The 18,776-nt window shown below is 72.3% G+C and carries 17 protein-coding genes; 5 read left to right on the forward strand and 12 right to left on the reverse strand.

Features of this window, described 5'->3' with window-relative positions; translation table 11 throughout:
• Positions 1-45: 45 nt before the first annotated feature.
• The 4 genes from ACLQ2U_RS13365 to aspS all read right to left on the reverse strand — a co-directional run bounded on the left by ACLQ2U_RS13365 (position 46) and on the right by aspS (position 4,824).
• Complete coding sequence (locus tag ACLQ2U_RS13365) at positions 46-1,449, reverse strand: MFS transporter (protein ID WP_425750927.1); 1,404 nt, start codon at positions 1,447-1,449, stop codon at positions 46-48.
• The gene (locus ACLQ2U_RS13370; RefSeq protein WP_425750928.1) at positions 1,446-2,045 is read right to left on the reverse strand and encodes an ArsR/SmtB family transcription factor; all 600 of its coding nucleotides are present in this window, start codon (positions 2,043-2,045) and stop codon (positions 1,446-1,448) included. The genes ACLQ2U_RS13365 and ACLQ2U_RS13370 overlap by 4 nt, the downstream gene beginning before the upstream one ends.
• 86 nt (positions 2,046-2,131) lie before the next feature.
• Positions 2,132-2,944: an SDR family oxidoreductase gene (locus tag ACLQ2U_RS13375; RefSeq protein ID WP_425750929.1), complete on the reverse strand. Its 813-nt coding sequence runs from the start codon at positions 2,942-2,944 to the stop codon at positions 2,132-2,134.
• 74 nt (positions 2,945-3,018) lie between these two features.
• Positions 3,019-4,824: an aspartate--tRNA ligase gene (gene aspS, locus ACLQ2U_RS13380; RefSeq protein ID WP_425750930.1), complete on the reverse strand. Its 1,806-nt coding sequence runs from the start codon at positions 4,822-4,824 to the stop codon at positions 3,019-3,021.
• 136 nt (positions 4,825-4,960) lie between these two features.
• Between aspS and ACLQ2U_RS13385 the strand changes: the two genes are divergently transcribed.
• On the forward strand, positions 4,961-5,611 hold the full coding sequence (locus tag ACLQ2U_RS13385; protein WP_425750931.1) for a DUF998 domain-containing protein: 651 nt from the start codon (positions 4,961-4,963) through the stop codon (positions 5,609-5,611).
• Here ACLQ2U_RS13385 and ACLQ2U_RS13390 read toward each other — a convergent pair.
• The gene (locus ACLQ2U_RS13390; RefSeq protein ID WP_425750932.1) at positions 5,605-6,660 is read right to left on the reverse strand and encodes a S1 family peptidase; all 1,056 of its coding nucleotides are present in this window, start codon (positions 6,658-6,660) and stop codon (positions 5,605-5,607) included. The two genes, ACLQ2U_RS13385 and ACLQ2U_RS13390, sit on opposite strands and share 7 nt — an antisense overlap.
• Before the next feature lie 248 nt (positions 6,661-6,908).
• Here ACLQ2U_RS13390 and ACLQ2U_RS13395 point away from each other — a divergent pair, with 248 nt between their 5' ends.
• Complete coding sequence (locus ACLQ2U_RS13395; RefSeq protein ID WP_425750933.1) at positions 6,909-7,739, forward strand: SGNH/GDSL hydrolase family protein; 831 nt, start codon at positions 6,909-6,911, stop codon at positions 7,737-7,739.
• 82 nt (positions 7,740-7,821) lie between these two features.
• On the opposite strand, the gene ACLQ2U_RS13400 is transcribed toward ACLQ2U_RS13395, so the two are convergent.
• Positions 7,822-8,298, reverse strand: coding sequence for a winged helix-turn-helix transcriptional regulator (locus ACLQ2U_RS13400; RefSeq protein WP_425750934.1), 477 nt, complete (start codon positions 8,296-8,298; stop codon positions 7,822-7,824).
• 56 nt (positions 8,299-8,354) lie between these two features.
• Between ACLQ2U_RS13400 and ACLQ2U_RS13405 the strand changes: the two genes are divergently transcribed.
• Positions 8,355-8,870, forward strand: a complete 516-nt coding sequence (locus ACLQ2U_RS13405) for a PaaI family thioesterase (RefSeq protein WP_425750935.1) — start codon at positions 8,355-8,357, stop codon at positions 8,868-8,870.
• Between the two features lie 139 nt (positions 8,871-9,009).
• Here ACLQ2U_RS13405 and ACLQ2U_RS13410 read toward each other — a convergent pair whose 3' ends face one another.
• The 3 genes from ACLQ2U_RS13410 to ACLQ2U_RS13420 all read right to left on the reverse strand — a co-directional run bounded on the left by ACLQ2U_RS13410 (position 9,010) and on the right by ACLQ2U_RS13420 (position 12,113).
• A complete protein-coding gene (locus ACLQ2U_RS13410; protein WP_425750936.1) occupies positions 9,010-9,945 on the reverse strand; it encodes an acyl-ACP desaturase in 936 nt (311 codons plus the stop codon).
• A 70-nt stretch (positions 9,946-10,015) separates the two neighbouring features.
• The gene (gene hisS, locus ACLQ2U_RS13415) at positions 10,016-11,338 is read right to left on the reverse strand and encodes a histidine--tRNA ligase (RefSeq protein ID WP_425750937.1); all 1,323 of its coding nucleotides are present in this window, start codon (positions 11,336-11,338) and stop codon (positions 10,016-10,018) included.
• A 55-nt stretch (positions 11,339-11,393) separates the two neighbouring features.
• Entirely contained in the window at positions 11,394-12,113 is a 720-nt protein-coding gene (locus ACLQ2U_RS13420) for an MBL fold metallo-hydrolase (RefSeq protein ID WP_425750938.1), read from the reverse strand.
• Between the two features lie 259 nt (positions 12,114-12,372).
• On the opposite strand from ACLQ2U_RS13420, the gene ACLQ2U_RS13425 reads away from it, so the two are divergent.
• Both ACLQ2U_RS13425 and ACLQ2U_RS13430 read left to right on the forward strand, forming a co-directional pair.
• Positions 12,373-13,257, forward strand: coding sequence for a peptidylprolyl isomerase (locus ACLQ2U_RS13425; protein ID WP_425750939.1), 885 nt, complete (start codon positions 12,373-12,375; stop codon positions 13,255-13,257).
• A 62-nt stretch (positions 13,258-13,319) separates the two neighbouring features.
• Entirely contained in the window at positions 13,320-14,159 is an 840-nt protein-coding gene (locus ACLQ2U_RS13430) for a peptidylprolyl isomerase (protein WP_425750940.1), read from the forward strand.
• 58 nt (positions 14,160-14,217) lie between these two features.
• Here the strand turns inward: ACLQ2U_RS13430 and ACLQ2U_RS13435 are convergent, their stop codons facing one another.
• The 3 genes from ACLQ2U_RS13435 to secF form a co-directional block, all read right to left on the reverse strand.
• Entirely contained in the window at positions 14,218-16,689 is a 2,472-nt protein-coding gene (locus ACLQ2U_RS13435) for a RelA/SpoT family protein (protein ID WP_425750941.1), read from the reverse strand.
• A 224-nt stretch (positions 16,690-16,913) separates the two neighbouring features.
• On the reverse strand, positions 16,914-17,480 hold the full coding sequence (locus ACLQ2U_RS13440) for an adenine phosphoribosyltransferase (RefSeq protein ID WP_425750942.1): 567 nt from the start codon (positions 17,478-17,480) through the stop codon (positions 16,914-16,916).
• A gap of 102 nt (positions 17,481-17,582) precedes the next feature.
• The gene (secF, locus tag ACLQ2U_RS13445) at positions 17,583-18,776 is read right to left on the reverse strand and encodes a protein translocase subunit SecF (protein ID WP_425750943.1); all 1,194 of its coding nucleotides are present in this window, start codon (positions 18,774-18,776) and stop codon (positions 17,583-17,585) included.

An 18,776-nucleotide genomic window follows, 5' to 3' on the forward strand; every position in this document is an offset into this window, starting at 1 on the left:
CCGCACTCGTAACGCGGCCGAACGGGGAGGCGACCGCCCCGCCGGTCAGCGAAGCGGCGAGGCATCCGCGGCGACGCCGGGAGTCGACGCGACCGGGCCGGAGCCGGACGAGCCGGGGGCCGGCGCCACCGGGTCGGGGCCGGGCGCCAGTTCGGGGCCGGGCCCGGACCCCACCGGATCGGTGACCGGCGTGGCTTCCCGCCCGTCTCCGGAGCGGCGACCGGCGCGCCAGGCGGGCAGGTAGAGCGGGGCGGCCACGGCGAGCACCACCGCGCCGACCAGCATGGCGGTGCTGACGCTGCTGGCGTCCGCGACGGCGGTCAGGACCACCGCGCCGATGGCCGCACCCGGCTGGCCCATCATCGAGTTCAGCGAGATGACGCTGGTCCGGTAGGGGCCGTCGACCTGGCGGTGCAGCAGTCCCATGTGCAGCGGGTTCGACGCGCCGTGCACGGTGTAGCAGGCCAGGTAGGCGACCAGCACGCCGACCGGTCCGGCGAACAGCCCCATGCCGACCACGGTCACCCCCTGCAGGATCCGCAGCAGCGCGGCGCTCGGCGCGGCCCCCAGCCAGCGCAACAGCAGCGGGGTGGCCGCGGCGCCGGCCGCAGAGGCGAGCCACGCCGCCGAGCTGGCCGGGCCGAGCAGCGCCGCCGCCCGGTCGGCGTCGCCGACCACCTCGGAGAGGCGGACCGGGAGCAGCGACTCGAAGGTGACCATGCCGAAGCCCCAGAACAGCTCGACGGCGACCAGGGCGAGCAGCACCCGGGAGCGGCGCAGCAGGCCGAACGCCTGGCCCACCATCCGGGGCGCCTCGACGACCGAGGCGCGCAGCGCGCCGGAGCCCTTGGCCGGACGGGTCTCCACCAGCAGCGCCAGCAGCGCGGCCAGGGCCACCACCTGGAGGGCGATGGCCACCAGCACGGGCACGGTCAGGGCGCTGACCGGGCCGACCGGGCCGAGCGCGACCAGGCCGCCGCTGAGCAGGGCGCCGGCGGCGATGGCGACTCCGGTGACGGTGCCGGCGTAGCCGAGGCCCGGCTCGTACTCCGCGTCCGGGTCGGCGTCGAGGGTGGCGTCGACGTACCAGGACTCCAACGGACCGCTGTCCAGCGCCCGGTAGACGCCCTGCAATGCCCAGACCAGGAAGAAGAGCGCGAAGGAGTCGGCCACTGCGAACAGGGCGAGCGAAACCAGGCTCAACGCCCAGGCGATGGCCAGCACCGGCTTGCGGCCGAGGGCGTCGGCGAGACCACCGGTGGGCAGCTCCAGCGCGAGCACCACCAGGCCCTGGGCGGTGAAGGCCAGGCCCATCTGGGACAGCGACAGCCCTCGCTCCTGCATCAGCAGGATCATCACTGGGATGATCAGGCCGGTGGGCAGCCAGCGCAGGCCGTAGAGGGCGAGGTAGCGGAACCGGATCTGGCGTACGGACAGCACGCTGCTCATCGGTTCCCCTCCAGCAGCGGGTAGGCGGCGAGGAAGACCTGAACCGGACGCGCCGCCGGGTCTGCGGGATCGGCCTCCCGGCGGTACCGCTCCAGCACCTGCCACACCTCTTCCTTGAGCGCTTCCAGCCGGGCCGGCGGGATGGTCATGAAGATGTCGCCCATGCCGAGGGCGTCCCGCCAGGCGGGCGACCACTCGTGCTGGACGGCGAACCACCGCTCGGCGTGCTCCACCAGGAGGCGCACCTGGTCGCCCTGGATCCACTCGATGGCCGCCCGGGCGTCGGGGTCGTCGTCGAAGTCGGTGGGCTCCCAGTTGGTGACGTCGTGCGCGGCCCGCCACCAGCGCTGCCGGCCGGTGCCCCGGTCGGGGTCCTCGACGACCAGCCCGACCTCGGCGAGCTGGCGGAGGTGGTAGCTGGTGGCGCCGGTGTTCGTGCCGAGCAGTTCGGCGAGGGCGGTGGCGGTGGCCGGGCCCTTCACGCGCAGGGCGCCGACGAGGCGTAGGCGCAGCGGGTGGGCGAGCACCCGCACCTGGCGGTGGTCGATCCGCACCGCGCGAGGCTCCGGCCGGCTCCCCGGGTCGTCGTTCTCCATGCCTTGCACAATATCCGTGCACACTTCCTGTGCACAATAGTTGTGCACAGGAAGTGTGCATGATCCGACAGCGGCGGCGAGGAGGGTCAGGCGGCGAGGAGTTCGGCGACGCCGCGCAGGCGGGTGCGCAGCAGGCCGGCGGCGCGGGTGGAGTCGAGGCGTACGTCGGTGGGGCGGACCAGCCCCAGCGCCGCGCTGGTGGTGGTCTTCATCCCGGCCGGGTCGATCCCCTCCCGGCGGGCCACCAGCAGGCCCAGCTCGGCGCGGCTGACCGCGTCCGGGCCGGTCACGTTGAGCAGGCCGGCGTGGTCGGCGGGCACCAGTTCGAGGACGGCGGCGGCCAGGTCGACCACGTCGACCGGGCAGCGGACCTCGCCGGTGAAGAGAGCGGCCCGCCCGGCGAGCGCGTCGCGGCAGAGTTGGATCTGCTTGCTCCCCTCCCCCACGATCAGCGAGGTGCGCACCAGCGTCGCCCGCGGGTCGATCGCCCGGACCGCGGTCTCCGCCGCCGCCTTCGCCGCCCCGTACGGGAAGACCGGGGCGGGCGGGTCGTCGTCCAGATAGGGCGACGGGCGCCCGGCGTGCAGCGCGTCGCTGGAGAGGTGGACGAGACGGGCCCCCACCTCGGCGGCGGCGACGGCGATGTTCGCCGCCCCGTCGGCGGTGACCGCCCAGTCGTCGTACCGGTAGGGGGTGCCGATCACGGCGTCGGGGCGTACCGCGGTGACCAGCGCGCGCACGGCGGCCCGGTCGGTGACGTCGAGCCGGTGGGCCTCGACGCCCGGCACCGCGACGGCGGCCGAGTGGTACGTCCCCACCACCCGCTCCCCCGCGGCCACCGCCTGCCGGCAGATCTCCGCGCCGAGGAAGCCGCTGGCCCCCACCACGAGCAGTGTCATCGCGTTCTCCGTTTCAAAAAGATCGAGCGGTCCGCGTCATGATGACGCGGACCGCTCGATCACGTGGGGACGGCTCAGACCGGGTCGGCCACCGGGGCCACCGGGCCGGCGGTGCCGGCGTGCACCCCGGTCGGGGCCTTCGGCTTGGCGTCGACGCCGGCCTCGGCGCGCTGCTGCGCGGTGATCGGCGTCGGGGCGCCGGTCAGCGGGTCGAAGCCGCCCCGGGTCTTCGGGAAGGCGATGACCTCGCGGATCGAGTCCGCGCCCGCGAGCAGCATGCAGACCCGGTCCCAGCCGAAGGCGATGCCGCCGTGCGGCGGGGCGCCGTACTTGAACGCCTCCAGCAGGAAGCCGAACTTGTCCTGCGCCTCCTCCGGGGTGATGCCGAGCAGGTCGAAGACCCGTTTCTGCACGTCGCCCCGGTGGATACGGATGGAGCCGCCGCCGATCTCGTTGCCGTTGCAGACGATGTCGTACGCGTAGGCGAGGGCCCGGTCCGGGGCCTCCTCGAACTTGTCGACCCACTCGGCGTTCGGCGAGGTGAACGGGTGGTGCACGGCCGTCCAGCCGCCCTCGTCGGTGCGCTCGAACATGGGCGCGTCGACCACCCAGCAGAACGCCCAGGCGCTCTCGTCGATCAGGCCGGCCCGCTTGGCGATCTCGACCCGGGCCGCGCCGAGCAGCTCCTGCGCCTCGCGGGTGTTGGTGCTGGCGGCGAAGAAGACCGCGTCGCCCGGCTTGGCGCCGACCGCGTCGGCGAGCCCGCCCAGGTGCTCGGCGGAGAGGTTCTTCGCCACCGGGCCGCGGGCCTCGCCGGTCTCGGCGTCGAGCACCACGTACGCCAGGCCGCGCGCGCCGCGCGCCTTGGCCCAGTCCTGCCAGCCGTCGAGTTCCTTGCGGCTCTGCGACGCGCCGCCCGGCATGACCACCGCGCCGACGTACCCGCCGACGTCGATCGCACCGGCGAAGACCCGGAACTCGGTGCCGCGCAGGTAGTCGGTCAGCTCGGTCAGCTCGACGCCGTAGCGCAGGTCCGGCTTGTCCGAGCCGTACCGGGACATCGCGTCGTGCCAGGTGATCCGCGGGATCGGCCGGGAGATCTCGTAGCCGGCCAGGTCCCTCCAGAGCGCCGAGACGATCGCCTCGCCGAGGTCGATCACGTCGTCCTCGGTGACGAAGGACATCTCGATGTCGAGCTGGGTGAACTCCGGCTGCCGGTCGGCGCGGAAGTCCTCGTCCCGGTAGCAGCGGGCGATCTGGTAGTACCGCTCCATGCCGCCGACCATCAGCAGCTGCTTGAACAGCTGCGGCGACTGCGGCAGCGCGTACCAGCTGCCGGGCTGGAGCCGGACCGGCACCAGGAAGTCGCGGGCGCCCTCGGGAGTGGACCGGGTCAGCGTCGGGGTCTCGATCTCCAGGAAGTCCCGCTCGTGCAGCACGCCCCGGGCGAGCTGGTTGGCGCGCGAGCGCAGCCGCATCGCCTTCGCCGGGCCGCCCCGGCGCAGGTCCAGGTAGCGGTACTTGAGCCGGATGTCGTCGCCGGCCTCGACCTGGTCGTCCACCGGCAGCGGCAGCGGGGCCGCCTCGGAGAGCACCTCCAGCTCGGTGGCGGTCACCTCGACCTCGCCGGTGGGCAGCTCCGGGTTCTCGTTGCCCTCCGGCCGGCGGGTCACCTCGCCGGTGACCTTGACGCAGAACTCGTTGCGCAACGCGTGCGCGTCCTCCTCGCGGAAGACCACCTGGACCACGCCGGAGCCGTCGCGCAGGTCGACGAAGATGACACCGCCGTGGTCGCGCCGGCGGGCCACCCACCCGGCGAGCGTCACCGTGGTGCCGGCGTCCGTCGCGCGCAGGCTGCCGGCGTCATGGGTACGGATCACGACTTGCGTCTCCTCATCTGCGGTTCACCTCTGCCCCTGGCATTCTGTCAGGCTGCCCCGGCACCGGATGCCACCGGGCGTGGTTGCCCGCCCACCACACCGGCGAGCACTGTCCACCCCGCGTACGGTGTGCCGGGTGCGCGTTGTACCCCGCTGGGCCCTGCTCTCCTCCGCCGCCGCCCCGGTCCTGCTGATCGGCGGCTGGACCTGGGCGGCGACCCGTCAGCCGGGTGGCTTCGACCAGGTATCCGGGACGATCAGCGCCCTGGCGGCGCGGGACGCGGCCGACCGCTGGATCATGACGGTCGGCCTGTTCGGCCTGGGGCTGTGCCACTGCGTGACCGCGGCCGGGCTGCGGCCGCTGCGCGCGGCCGGCCGGCTGCTGCTCGCCCTGGGCGGGGTCGCCACCGTGGCGGTGGCGGCCTTCCCGCTGCCGGCGGAGCGGGGTTCGTCCACCCCGCACGGGATCGCCGCGGCCATGGCCTTCGGCGCGCTGGCCCTCTGGCCGGCCCTCGCCGCGCCCGGTCACCGCGCGCCCGACCCGGCCGCCGGGCTGCCGCCTCGATGGGGTACGACGGCCGCGGCGCCGCTGCTGGCGCTGGTCGGCTGGTTCGTGGTGGAGCTGGTCACCGGCGGTCCCCGGATCGGGCTGGCCGAGCGGGCGGCGTCCGGCGCGGAGGCGCTCTGCCCGCTGCTGGTGGTGGCGACGCTCATTCGTCGGGATCGGCGGACAGCGGAACGGGCCGCCGGTCACCCGGCGGCCCGCTCACGAGGGGTCGATCAGTAGACGCTGACGCCGTAGACGCTCAGCGCCTCGGTCACCGGCTGGAAGAAGGTGGTGCCGCCGGAGGAGCAGTTGCCACTGCCGCCGGAGGTCAGGCCCAGCGCGGTGTTGCCGGCGAAGAGCGAGCCGCCGCTGTCACCCGGCTCGGCGCAGACGGTGGTGCGGATCAGGCCGAAGACGCTGCCCTGGGCATAGTTGACGGTGGCGTTGAGGGCGGTCACCGAGCCGCTGCGCAGGCCGGTGGTGCTGCCGGAGCGCTGCACGCTCTGGCCGACGAACGCGTTGCCGGCGCCGGTGATGTCACGCGAGGTGCCGTTGTAGAGGTAGACGGTGCCGGGGTGCGTCAGGCCGGCGTTGTCGTACCGGACGATGCCGTAGTCGTTGCCCGGGAAGCTGGTGCCGACGCGCGGGCCGATGTAGGTCGTCTGGGCGGAGTTGGTGTACCAGCTCGCCGAGATGTTGGTGCAGTGCCCGGCGGTCAGGAAGTAGTAGGTGCTGCCGCTGCGGACGTTGAAGCCGAGCGAGCAGCGACCGCCACCACCGGCGTAGATCGCCTGACCGCCGTTGATCCGGGTGCTCAGCACGCCGGCCTCGGCCTCGATCCGGACCGCGCCGTTCATCCGGGCGGCGGCGGCCTTGACCCGCTCCAGCTTGGCGCCGGTCACGGTGCTGTCCACGGAGACGACAACCTGGTTGGTGGCGGGGTCGGTCCACCAGGCGGTGCCCGGGATCTTCGCCGAACGCTCCAGCTCGGCGGTGGCCCGGTTCAGCACGGCGGCGCCCCGGGTGACGAGCTTCGGGGTGGCGCCGGCGGCGCGGACCTGGCGGGCGGCGGCGGCGTCGGTCACGGCGACGACCATCTTGCCGCTGGCGTCGGCGTACGCCCCGGCGGCGCGGTCACCGAGGCTGGCGGCCAGGCTGGCCGCGGTGTCGGGGGAAGCCGGCGAGGCGGGTGCCGCCTGGGCGGGTGTGCCGAGCAGCGCGCCGGTGACCAGGGTTCCGGTCAGGGCGACGGCAGCGGCGCGGCGGAGCGATGACCTCGTGGGTCGCATGTAACAACCTCCCGAGAGGGGGCGACGGGCGGCGCCGGGGGTGACGCGCCCGAGGACAACCCGGCCGACCTGGGGAAACCGGCCGAGTGACTGAAGTATTCACATATTTAAGATCGTGTGCAAGGCATCCCTTTGCCCGAATTCACCCCGCCACCCCATGTAACCCTGAAGCAACATTGTGGACACAGAGAGTCGTCTATACGATCTGGCCACCGCAGCACGCCGGCATTCGTGATCCGGAGGCCACCATGACCCTCGTCCGACGCGCGCTGGCCACCCTCGCCAGCGCCACCGCCCTCGTCCTGCTCGCCGCCAGCCCGTCCACCGCCGCCGTCAGCCCGCCGCCGAACTCGATGGCGAGCATCGGCGACTCCATCACCCGCGGCTTCAACGCCTGCGGCTGGTACGTCGACTGCACCTCGCGGTCGTTCAGCACCGGGGACTACTCCACGGTGAACAGCCACTACCTGCGCATCCGCGCGGTCAACCCGAGCATCCAGGGCCGCAACCACAACGACGCCCGCAGCGGCGCCAAGTCCGCCGACATGTACGGCCAGGCCGGCAGCGCGGTCAGCCAGGGCGTCGGGTACGTCACGATGCTGATCGGCGCCAACGACGCCTGCACCAGCTCCGAGTCGACGATGACCCCCGTCGGCACCTACCGGACCAACGTCGACGCGGCGCTCAACCGGCTCAAGGCCGGCCTGCCCGACGCGAAGGTCCTCCTGGTCAGCGTTCCGGACATCTACCAGCTCTGGTTCGTCGGCAAGGGCAGCGGCAGCGCCCGTACCGCCTGGGCGACCTTCGGCATCTGCCGGTCGATGCTGGCCAACCCGACCTCCACCGCCCAGGCCGACGTCGACCGCCGGGCCCGGGTCCGGCAACGCGTGATCGACTTCAACACCCAGCTCGCCCAGGCCTGCGTCGCCTACGGCGCGAACTGCGACTTCGACGACAACGCGGTGTTCAACTACCCGTTCGCGCTGAGCCAGGTCTCCACCTGGGACTACTTCCACCCCAACACCAGCGGCCAGGCGGTGCTGGCCAGCGTCTCGTACGCCAACGGCTTCGGCTGGTAGCCGGCTCCGGCGCGCGGGCGGTCGCCGTCCGCGCGCCGGCGCCCCCTGGTCGGGCACCTCCCGGCGTACGCGCAAAGCCCGGTCAGTCGACCCGCCGGCGCGCTCCCGGGCCCGGCCTCGGCACCACGTCGCGCGGGTCGGTCACCGGGTGCCCCTCGGCGCAGCGCAGCTCCGCGTGCACCTCGGCGCCGCAGTCACGGTGCCCGACGCTGAGCGGGGAGCCGTCCGGGTCGGCCAGGTAGCGGTCACCCCAGCCGAGCACCGCCACCAGCACCGGCCAGAGATCGAGCCCCTTGTCGGTGAGCCGGTACTCGTGGCGCAGCCGGCTGCCCGGCTCCCGGTACGGCTCGCGACGCAGCACCCCCTGCTCGACCAGGGTGGCCAGCCGGTTGGTGAGCACCTGCCGGGGGATGCCGGTGCGGACCCGCATGTCGTCGAAGCGCCGGACCCCGTTGAACACCTCGCGGAGCACCACCAGGGTCCACCGCTCGCCGAGGATGGCCATCGCCCGGGCGATGGTGCAGTTCTCCACCGACCAGTCCAGTGCCGCGGGTCTCATGCCGACCAGGCTAGGTCTGATTGACAGACTCAGCAATGCGCTGCGAGGCTGAGTCCATGACTCAGACGCAGGACCCGGCGCGCAGCCGTACCTTCTCCTGGTCCGACCCGGTGGCGGGCGCCGCCCACGTCGGCCGCCGCAGCGGCCTGGAGCTGCTCCGCGCGATGATCGCCGGCGAGCTCGCCGCGCCCCCGATCATGCACCTGATCGACATGGCCCGGATGGAGGCCGACGAGGGTCGGGTCGCGGTCGAGCTGGTCCCGCAGGAGTTCCACTACAACCCGCTCGGCACCGTGCACGGCGGCGTGATCTCCACCCTGCTCGATACCGCCGCGGCCTGCGCCGTGCACACCACGCTTCCGGCCGGCGTCGGCTACACCTCGCTCGACCTCAACGTGAAGTTCCTCCGCCCGGTGACCGTCGCCAGCGGCACCCTGCGCTGCGAGGGCACGGTCCTCCAGCGCGGCCGCCGCACCGCCCTCGCCGAGGCCCGCCTGACCGACGCCAAGGGCCGCCTCATCGCCCACGCCACCTCGTCCTGCCTCCTCTTCCCCCTCGACCAACCCGCCTGACCCACCCCGCCCCGCCCCGCCGCCACCGCACCCTCAGCGCACTTTCTCGGAAAGAGTGGTCATGGCACGCGGAATGGCCACTCTTTCCGAGAAAGAGTGGCCATCAGCGGGCCGGGCGTGGGCCGCGGCGGGGAGTGGGTCAGCGGGGGGTGGTGAGGCGGGCGGCGCGGGCGGCGCGCTTCTCCTCGAAGCGGGACGCCGAGCGCTCCAGCTCGTCGAGGTGGCCGGCGATCTGGTCGCGGGCGGCCTCGCCGTCGGCGTCCAGCCCGCTCACGGTGAAGACGTCCCACTGGCGCAGCACCGGCACGACCACCTCGTCGCGGTGCTGGCGCAGGTCGTAGATTCCGGCCAGGGCGATCGCCACCGACTTGCGGGCGAAGCCGTCGATCCCGACGCCGGGCATCTGGAAGTTGTCCAGCACGTCAGCGACCGCCCGCATCGCCTGGCTCGGGGCCAGTTCGAAGGCCGCGCCGAGCAGGTTGCGGTAGAAGACCATGTGCAGGTTCTCGTCGGCGGCGACCCGGGCCAGCAGCGCCTCGCAGGCCGGGTCGCCGGTCGCCCGCCCGGTGTTGCGGTGCGAGATCCGGGTGGCCAGCTCCTGGAACGAGACGTACGCCAGCGAGTGCAGCACCTCGTCGTTGTGCACGTTGACGTAGCCGGCGGCCATGTGGGTCATCCGGGCCCGCTCGAGGGCCACCGGGTCGACCGCCCGGGTCACCGTCAGGTAGTCGCGGATGGCGGTGCCGTGCCGCCCCTCCTCGGCGGTCCACCGGTGCACCCAGGTCCCCCACGCCCCGTCCCGACCGAAGAGCGTGGCGATCTCGTGATGGTACGAGGGCAGGTTGTCCTCGGTCAGCAGGTTGACGATCAGCGCGGTACGCGCGACGTCGGGGATGGTCGAGTCCGTCCCCGCCCACGGCTCGCCGCCGAGCGGCCCATCGAAGGTGCGCCCCTCGCTCCACGGCACGTACTCGTGCGGGAACCACTCCTTCGCCATCGACAGGTGGCGGTCGAGGTTCTTCTCCACCACGGATTCGAGCTCGAGGAGCAGGGCGGTCTGGCTGAGTGCGGTCACGACGATCTCCCTACGGTGGCGTAACTTACGCTACCGTAGGTCCGATCGTCCGTACGCGCCAGTAATGAGCTCAGCTCACCAGCGGCTTCAGGTCCTCCCGGGGCGGCGTCCACTCCCCCGCCGCCGCAGCGATCTGCTCACCGGAGCGGATGTCCTTCACCTCGTCGCCCTCGGTGCCGGGGAACCAGACATACGGGATGCCGCGCCGCTCGGCGTGCCGGATCTGCTTGCCGAACTTGGCCGCGCTCGGCGACACCTCGGTCGGGATGCCCCGGGAGCGCAGCGCCTCGGCCACCTTGTTGCTCGCCGGGCGGTCCTCCTCGTTGCTGACGGCGACCAGGACGCAGGTCGGCACGCTGCGGGAGACCGTCAGCGCGTCGGCGCCGAAGAGCAGGCCCAGCAGCCGGGTCACCCCGATCGAGATGCCCACGCCCGGGAAGCGGACGCTGCCCGAGCTGGCCAGGTTGTCGTACCGGCCGCCCGAGCAGACCGAGCCGAACCGCTCGTAGCCCACCATCTGCGTCTCGTAGACAGTGCCGGTGTAGTAGTCCAGGCCACGGGCGATCCGCAGGTCGGCCACGCAGAGACCGGGCGAGTGCGCGGCGGCGGTCTCCACCACGGCGGTCAGCTCGGCGATGCCCTCGTCGAGCAGCGGATCGCTCACGCCCAGGGCGCGCACCGCGTCGGCGAAGGAGGCGTCCGGCGCGGAGATCTCGGCCAGGGCCAGGCACGCCTTGGCCTGCGCCTCGCTCGCCCCGGCGGTCTCCGCCAGCAGCTCCGCGACCCCCGCCGGGCCGATCCTGTCGAGCCTGTCGACGGCGCGCAGCGCCGCCTCCGGGTCGGTGAGCCCGATGCCCCGGTAGAAGCCCTCGCAGATCTTGCGGTTGTTGACCTGGATCCGCACCGGCGGGATCGGCAGCGAGCGCAGCGCGTCGCCGATGACCAGGGGCATCTCGGCCTCGTAGTGCGCGGGCAGGGTGTCCCGGTCGACGATGTCGATGTCGGCCTGGAGGAACTCGCGGTAGCGCCCCTCCTGCGGCCGCTCGCCCCGCCACACCTTCTGGATCTGGTAGCGGCGGAACGGGAACTGCAGCTTGCCGGCGTTCTCCAGCACGTAGCGGGCGAACGGCACGGTCAGGTCGAAGTGCAGGCCGAGCGAGTCGTCCCCGGCCGGGCCGTCGGTGTCGGCCTGCAGCCGGCGCAGCACGTAGACCTCCTTCGAGGTCTCCCCCTTGCGCAGGAGCTGATCGAGCGGCTCCACCGAGCGGGTCTCCAGCGGCGCGAAGCCGTACAGCTCGAAGGTGCTCCGGATCCGGTCCAGGACGAACTGCTCGATCATCCGCTGGGCGGGCGTCCACTCCGGGAAACCGGAGATGGGCGTGGGCTTGCTCATCACGTTCTCCTTGAAGTCCCGCGCGGGCGGCGCGGTCAGGTCGTGGGTGCGGCCGTCACAGACCGCGGGTGGGCGCAGCCGGGCGCGCGCCGCCGGTCCCCGCCACCTCGACGAGGTACGGGTTGGTCGCGCGCTCGCGGCCGATGGTGGTCGCGGGGCCGTGGCCGGGCAGGACGACGGTGTCGTCCGCCAGCGGGAGGACCTTCTCCCGCAGGCTGGTCAGCATCCGGGGCATGCTGCCGCCCGGCAGGTCGGTGCGGCCGATCGAGCCGGCGAAGAGCACGTCACCGGAGAGGCAGATCTGCTCGGCCTCCCAGGGCGAGCCGGCGCCGGGCATCCGGAACAGCACCGACCCGCCGGTATGGCCGGGGGCGTGGTCGACGGTGATCTCCAACCCGGCCAGGGCCAACGTCGCGCCGTCGGTCAGCTCGGCCACGTCGTCCGGCTCCGCGTAGGGCAGCCGGCCGCCGAAGAGCTGGGTGAGGTCCATCGAGAGCGCCTTGGCCGGGTCGGCGAGCAGCTCCCGGTCGTCCGGGTGGACGTACGCGGGGATGCCGCGCGCGCCGCAGACCGGCGCCACGGAGAAGGTGTGGTCGAGGTGGCCGTGGGTGAGCAGCACGGCGACGGGGTGCAGACGGTGTTCGGCGAGCACGGCGTCGAGCCGGTCGAGCACCCCGATGCCGGGGTCGACCACCACGCACTGCTCCCCCGGCGCGGTCGCCACCACGTAGCAGTTGGTGCCGAAGGCGTCCGCGGGAAAGCCGGCCACGAGCACGTCCGCTCCCCTTCCGTCGAATCGTCGTCCCCTGTCGCAGCCTAGCCGCAGCGGCGACCGGATATCCCCGACCCACCCGTCCCCCGCGCCCCGTGCGGCACAGTGACGCACTCCGATAAACGCAGCCCGGACCTCGTACACCACTTCACAGCGGGTACCCGTACACTCTGGCGGGCGTGTGGCGTGGCGCACCTGCGAACGCGACGGGCGCGAGCGGCCGGACCGCCGGTGACGACCAGGTAGAGGAAGAGGAGCACGGGTGGCTTCCAGCAGGGACCGGCAGCGCAAGCTGGCGCGGGAGAAGCTCGACCGGCAGCTGGCCCGGCGGGCCGCCGCCACCCGGCGTCGCCGGCAGATCCAGGCGGGTGTGGGCGCGGCGGTCGTCCTGGTGCTGGTCGTGCTCGGCGCGGCCTGGGGTCTGGGCGCCTTCGACCGGGACCCGGAGCAGAAGGCCGCCCAGGACGTCTGCCTCTGGACGCCGCAGGACGCCGGCGCCAACACCAACCTCAAGGACGTCGGCACCCCGCCGACCAAGGACCTGCCCACCTCCGGCACCCGGCCCATGACCGTCACCACCAACCAGGGCGGGCCGGTCACCGCCGAGCTGGATCTCGCCGGCGCGCCCTGCGCCGCGGCGAGCATCGCCCACCTGGCGAGCAACGCGTTCTACGACAACACCAAGTGCCACGAGATCACCGCCGAGGGCGCACTGCGCTGCGGCGACCCGAGCGGCACCGGGCTGGGCGGCCCGACCTACTCGTTCTACGACGAGAACGTCCCGGCGGCGCCCGAGGCGAATCCGTCGGCCAGCCCGGCCCCCGGCCAGCCGCCGGCGTACCCGAAGGGCACGGTCGCCATGATCGCGAACCCGCCGGGTGCGAACGGCAGCCAGTTCCTCGTCTTCTTCAAGGACTTCAACCCGGCGAAGCCGGCGTACCCGATCATCGGCCGGGTCACCGGCGGGCTGGACGTGATCGAGAAGATCGGCGCCCTGCCGACCGTGGACAATGGGACGGGAGCCAAGGTCAAGCCGAAGACCGACGTGATGATCCAGAAGCTCACCGTCGGCGAGCCGGCCCAGTCGGCGCAGGCCCCGGAGAGCCCGGCCCCGGGCGCCCCCTCGGCCAGCCCCAGCGCCGGCTGAGCCGGACCGACCACCCGTACCCGCGGCAGCGACCGCGCCAGCAAGTCCAGGAGGAGTGAGGCGTGACGTCCACGAGAGAGCGGCAGCGCGCGGCGGCGCGGGCCCGACTGGAGCGGGAGATGGCCGAGCGCGCGGCCAAGGCCCGCAAGCGCCGGCAGACGCAGGCGATCGTCGGGGCCGGAGCGGTCCTGCTGCTCGTGGTCGCCGGCACGGTCTGGCTGGCGACCAGCCTCGGCGGCGACGACAAGAAGCAGAACGCCGCCGGCCCGGACGCCGGTTCCGCCCAGTGCGCCTACACCGAGGTGCCCAAGGAGGGCCGGACCAAGCAGATCAAGGACGTCGGGCTGCCGGCCGCCCAGCAGAAGAACACCGGCACCCAGACGATGACGATCGACACCAACCTGGGCCCGATCACCGCGAAGATCGACCGGGCCGCCGTGCCCTGCACCGCCGGCAGCTTCACCCACCTGGCGAGCAAGGGCTTCTTCGACAACTCCAAGTGCCACCGGCTGGTGACCGAGGGCATCAAGGTGCTCCAGTGCGGTGACCCGAGCGCGACCGGCAACGGCTGGCGGGAGACCGACGGCACCGGCGGTCCGAGCTACAACATGGCCGAGGAGAACCTGCCGACCGACAAGCGCCCCGCCTACCCGGATGGCGTCATCGCGATGGCCAACTCCGGCCAGCCGGGCAGCACCGGCAGCCAGTTCTTCATCGTCTACGGCGACTCCCAGCTCGACCCGAACTACACCGTGCTGGGCACGATCACCGGCGGCATGGACCTGGTCAAGCAGGTCGCGGCGGCCGGCGACGACAAGGCGTTCGCGCAGCAGGCCGGGGGTGGTCACCCCAAGAAGGAGGTCACCATCACCAAGCTGGCGATGAGCGACATCCAGGGCTGACCCCACCCGTACGACGAAGCGCCCGCCGGCTGAGCCGGCGGGCGCTTCCGTCTGTCGCTCAGGCCCCCGAGGTGACCCGGTACGCGTCGAAGACGCCGTCGACCTTGCGTACCGCGGCCAGCAGGTGGCCGAGGTGCTTCGGGTCGGCCATCTCGAAGCTGAACCGGCTCACCGCCACCCGGTCCCGGGTGGTGGTGACGGTGGCGGAGAGGATGTTGACCCGCTCGTCGGAGAGCACCCGGGTGACGTCGGCGAGCAGCTTGTGCCGGTCCAGCGCCTCCACCTGTATCGCCACCAGGAACGTCGAGGCGGAGGTGAGCTTCCAGCTGACCTCGACCACCCGCTCGCTCTGCGCCCGCAGGTCCTCGGCGTTGGCGCAGTCGTCGCGGTGCACGCTCACCCCGCCGGAGCGGGTGACGAAGCCGAAGACCGCGTCCGGCGGCACCGGGGTGCAGCAGCGGGCCAGCTTGATCCAGACGTCGCTGACGCCCCGCACGACGACACCCGGGTCGCTGCTGTTCTGCCGGCTGTGCGGCGGCCGGGTGGCGACGGCGGTCTCGGCGATGTCCTCCGCCGCGCCCTCCTCGCCGCCGTAGGAGGCCATCAGCTTCTGCACCACCGACTGGGCGGAGACCTGGCTGTCGCCGACCGCCGCGTAGAGCGATGCCACGTCGGCCAGGTGCAGATCCCTTGCGATCGCCATCAGCGCGTCCGAGGTGAGCATCCGCTGCAACGGCATGCCCTGCTTGCGCATCGCCTTGACGATCGCGTCCTTGCCGGCCTCGATCGCCTCCTCGCGCCGCTCCTTGTTGAAGTACTGGCGGATCTTGGTGCGGGCGCGCGGACTCTTGACGAAGCCCAACCAGTCCTGCGTCGGGCCGGCCGTCTCGGACTTCGACGTGAAGATCTCGATCACGTCGCCGTTGGACAGCGTCGACTCCAGCGGCACCAGCTTGCCGTTGACCCGCGCCCCGATGCACTTGTGCCCCACCTCGGTGTGCACCGCGTACGCGAAGTCCACCGGCGTCGACCCGGTCGGCAGCGGGATGACGTCACCCTTCGGGGTGAAGACGTACACCTCCTGGCTGGACAGGTCGAAGCGCAGCGCGTCGAGGAACTCGCTCGGGTCGGCCGCCTCCCGCTGCCAGTCCAGCAGCTGGCGCAGCCAGGTCATCTCGTCGATGTGGGCCGGCGGGCCGACGATCTGGGTGCCCTTGTGCTCCTTGTACTTCCAGTGCGCCGCGATGCCGAACTCGGCGGTGCGGTGCATGGCGTACGTGCGGATCTGCATCTCCACCGGCTTGCCGGTGGGCCCGATGACCGTCGTGTGCAACGACTGGTACATGTTGAACTTGGGCATCGCGATGTAGTCCTTGAACCGGCCCGGCACCGGCTGCCAGTTGGCGTGGATGACCCCCAGCGCCGCGTAGCAGTCCCGCACCGTGTCGACCAGGATCCGCACCCCGACCAGGTCGTAGATGTCGTTGAAGTCGCGACCCCGCACGATCATCTTCTGGTAGATCGAGTAGAGGTGCTTCGGCCGGCCGGTCGTCTCCGCCTTGATCTTGGCGGCCTTCAGGTCGGTCTGCACCTTCTGGGTCACCTGACGCAGCAGCGCCTCGCGCTGCGGCTGGTGCTCCCCGATCAGCCGGTTGATCTCCTCGAACCGCTTCGGGAACAGCGTCCCGAAGGCGAGGTCCTCCAGCTCCCACTTGATCGTGTTCATACCCAGCCGGTGGGCCAGCGGGGCGAGGATCTCCAGCGTCTCCTTCGCCTTCTGCTCCTGCTTGGGGCGGGGCAGGAAGGTCAGGGTGCGCATGTTGTGCAGCCGGTCGGCGAGCTTGATCACCAGCACCCGCGGGTCCTTGGCCATCGCCACGACCATCTTGCGGATCGTCTCCGCCTTGGCCGCGTCGCCCAGCTTGACCTTGTCGAGCTTGGTCACGCCGTCGACCAGCAGGGTGACCTCGCCGCCGAAGTCCGCGCGCATCTGGTCGAGGGTGTATTCGGTGTCCTCGATCGTGTCGTGCAGCAGCGCGGCGACCAGGGTGGTGGTGTCCATCCCGAGGTTGGCCAGGATCGTGGCCACCGCGAGCGGGTGGGTGATGTACGGGTCGCCCGACTTGCGGTACTGACCGGAGTGCCAGCGCGCGGCGGTGTCGAACGCCCGCTGGAGCAGCCGCGCGTCCGCCTTGGGGTGGTTCTCCCGATGGGTGGCGATCAGCGGCTCGAGCACCTCGCTGACCTGGGAACTCTGCCAGGGCGCGTTGAACCGGGCCAGGCGGGCCCGCACCCGGCGGCCGGTCGGCGCGTTGGACAGCGCGAAACCGCCGCTCGGCGAGGGGTCACCGTCGGCCGGGAACGGCACCACGACCGCGTCGTCACGCTGGCCGGCAACGTCGGGGGCGACGCCGTCACCGGCGCCCGCCACCCGGGCCGGCGGGTTGATCTTCCGGTCGGTCACCGAGCCGTCAGCGTCGCCTGTCGGGTACACCGTGCCCTCCGCCGGAGGGACGACATCGTGGGACACCGGCCTCCTCACCGCTCGCCGGAAACGCGTCGACCATCCGGTCGACGTCCTCTTCAACCAACCCTGGGGCCGGTGTTGTTCCGTGCCGACAACCCGTGCCGGCCGTTCCTCGCGCCGTCCAGGCAGTGGACCACCCGGTCAGCAAAGGGCAATGCTACCCGCACGGTGGGTGCCCCGCCGCTCCGCCGGACGGACCGCGCCGGGCCCGTCCGGACGGGGTCGGCTCAAACGGTCAGCAGGGCATGGACCGGGCGCCCGGCGAGCTTCCTGCGGCCCTCGAGGAAGCCCAGCTCCAGCAGGACGGTGAAGCCGGCGACCGTGCCGCCGGCCCGCTCGACCAGGTCGAGGGTGGCCTCGGCGGTGCCCCCGGTGGCCAGCACGTCGTCCACCACCAGCACCCGGTGCCCGGCGGTGAAGGCGTCCTGGTGCACCTCGAGGGTCGCCTCGCCGTACTCCAGGGCGTACGAGGCCGAGTACGCCTCGCGGGGCAGCTTGCCCGCCTTGCGCACCGGCACCACGCCGATCCCGGTGGCGTACGCGATCGCGGCGGCGATCACGAAGCCGCGGGCCTCGATGCCGACCACGATGTCGAACGAGTCACGCCCGTGGTACCCGATGATCCCGTCGATCACCTCGCGGAAGACGTCGCCGTCGGCGAAGAGCGGCATCAGGTCCTTGAACATCACCCCGGGCTTGGGGAAGTCCGGCACGTCCAGCACGCGGCTGGCCACCAGCCGGGCGACCTCCGGGCCACTGTCTCCCCGCACGGCGGTGCTGTGGGTCTCCGTCACGGTGATTCCGTTTCCCTTCGATACGACGACGGCGTCCGTCACGCTGCTCGCACAGCATGGCGGACGCCGTCGGCTCAATTCCTACCGGGTGTCCCGGGTCGGTCAGCGCCGTTTCGCGCCACCCGGCCGGTTGCCCCCGCCGCCGCTGGGGCGGCCGCCCCGGGCGCCGGTCGGGCGCTTGCCCGCCGGTCGGGCGCCCACCTTCGGCGCGGAGCCGGCCAGCGCCGCGGTCTCCGGGTCGACCGCCTCGTCCGCGGCCTCGTCGACCGGGCGCGGGGCGCCCTTCGGGGTGATCTCGCCCCGGGCGATGGCGCCCCGGCGGCCCAGCACCCGCTTGTTGTGCGCGTTGATCCGCGGGTCCTGGTTCTTCAGCAGCACCAGCAGCGGGGTGGCCAGCAGGATCGAGGTCAGGAACGCCACCGCCATACCGACGAAGAGCACCAGACCCAGGTCCTTCAGCGTGCCCGCGCCCAGCAGGCCGGCGCCGATGAAGAGCAGACCGCCGACCGGGAGCAGGGCGACCACCGAGGTGTTCAGCGACCGCATCAGGCTCTGGTTCAGGGCGAGGTTGGACGCCTCGCCGTACGTCTGGCTGTTGTTCGCCGTGATGCCGCGGGTGTTCTCCTGGACCTTGTCGAAGACCACCACCACGTCGTAGAGCGCGAAGCCCAGGATGGTGAGGAAGCCGATGATCGTCGACGGGGTGACCTCGAAGCCGACCAGCGAGTAGATGCCGGCGGTGAGGATCAGGTTCATGAACAGCGAGGCGATCGCGGCGGCGGCCATCCGCCACTCGAACCGTAGGACCAGGTAGATCGCCACCACCGCGATGAAGATGATCAGACCGAGCAGCGCGCGCTCGGTGACCTGACTGCCCCACGCCTCGGAGACCCGGTTCTCGCTGATCTGGCCGACTTCGATGCCGAACCGCTCGGCGATCTCGCCCTTGACCGCGCTGGCCTGCTCCGAGCTGAGCTGCCCGGTACGCATCTCGTAGTGCTCGCCGCTGGTGCTGCCGACCTTCTGCGCGGTGACCACCTCGGCGCCGCCGCCCTCGGTCCGCAGGGCGTCGTTGACCTTCGCCTCGGCGTCGTCGAGGGTGCCGACGGTCGCCGGCACCTGGAACGAGTTGCCGCCGGCGAACTCGATGCCCAGGCTGAAGCCGCGCACCGCGAAGCTGAGCACCGCCACCAGCACCAACGCGGCGGCGACACCGAACCAGAGCTTGCGCCGGCCGACGATGTTGAGATCGGCCTCGCCCCGATAGAGGCGGGACGCCAGACCCGTCTTGGCCAT

Origin of the sequence: Micromonospora sp. DT47, from assembly GCF_049844475.1 — a bacterium.
Classification (GTDB): Bacteria; Actinomycetota; Actinomycetes; order Mycobacteriales; family Micromonosporaceae; genus Micromonospora.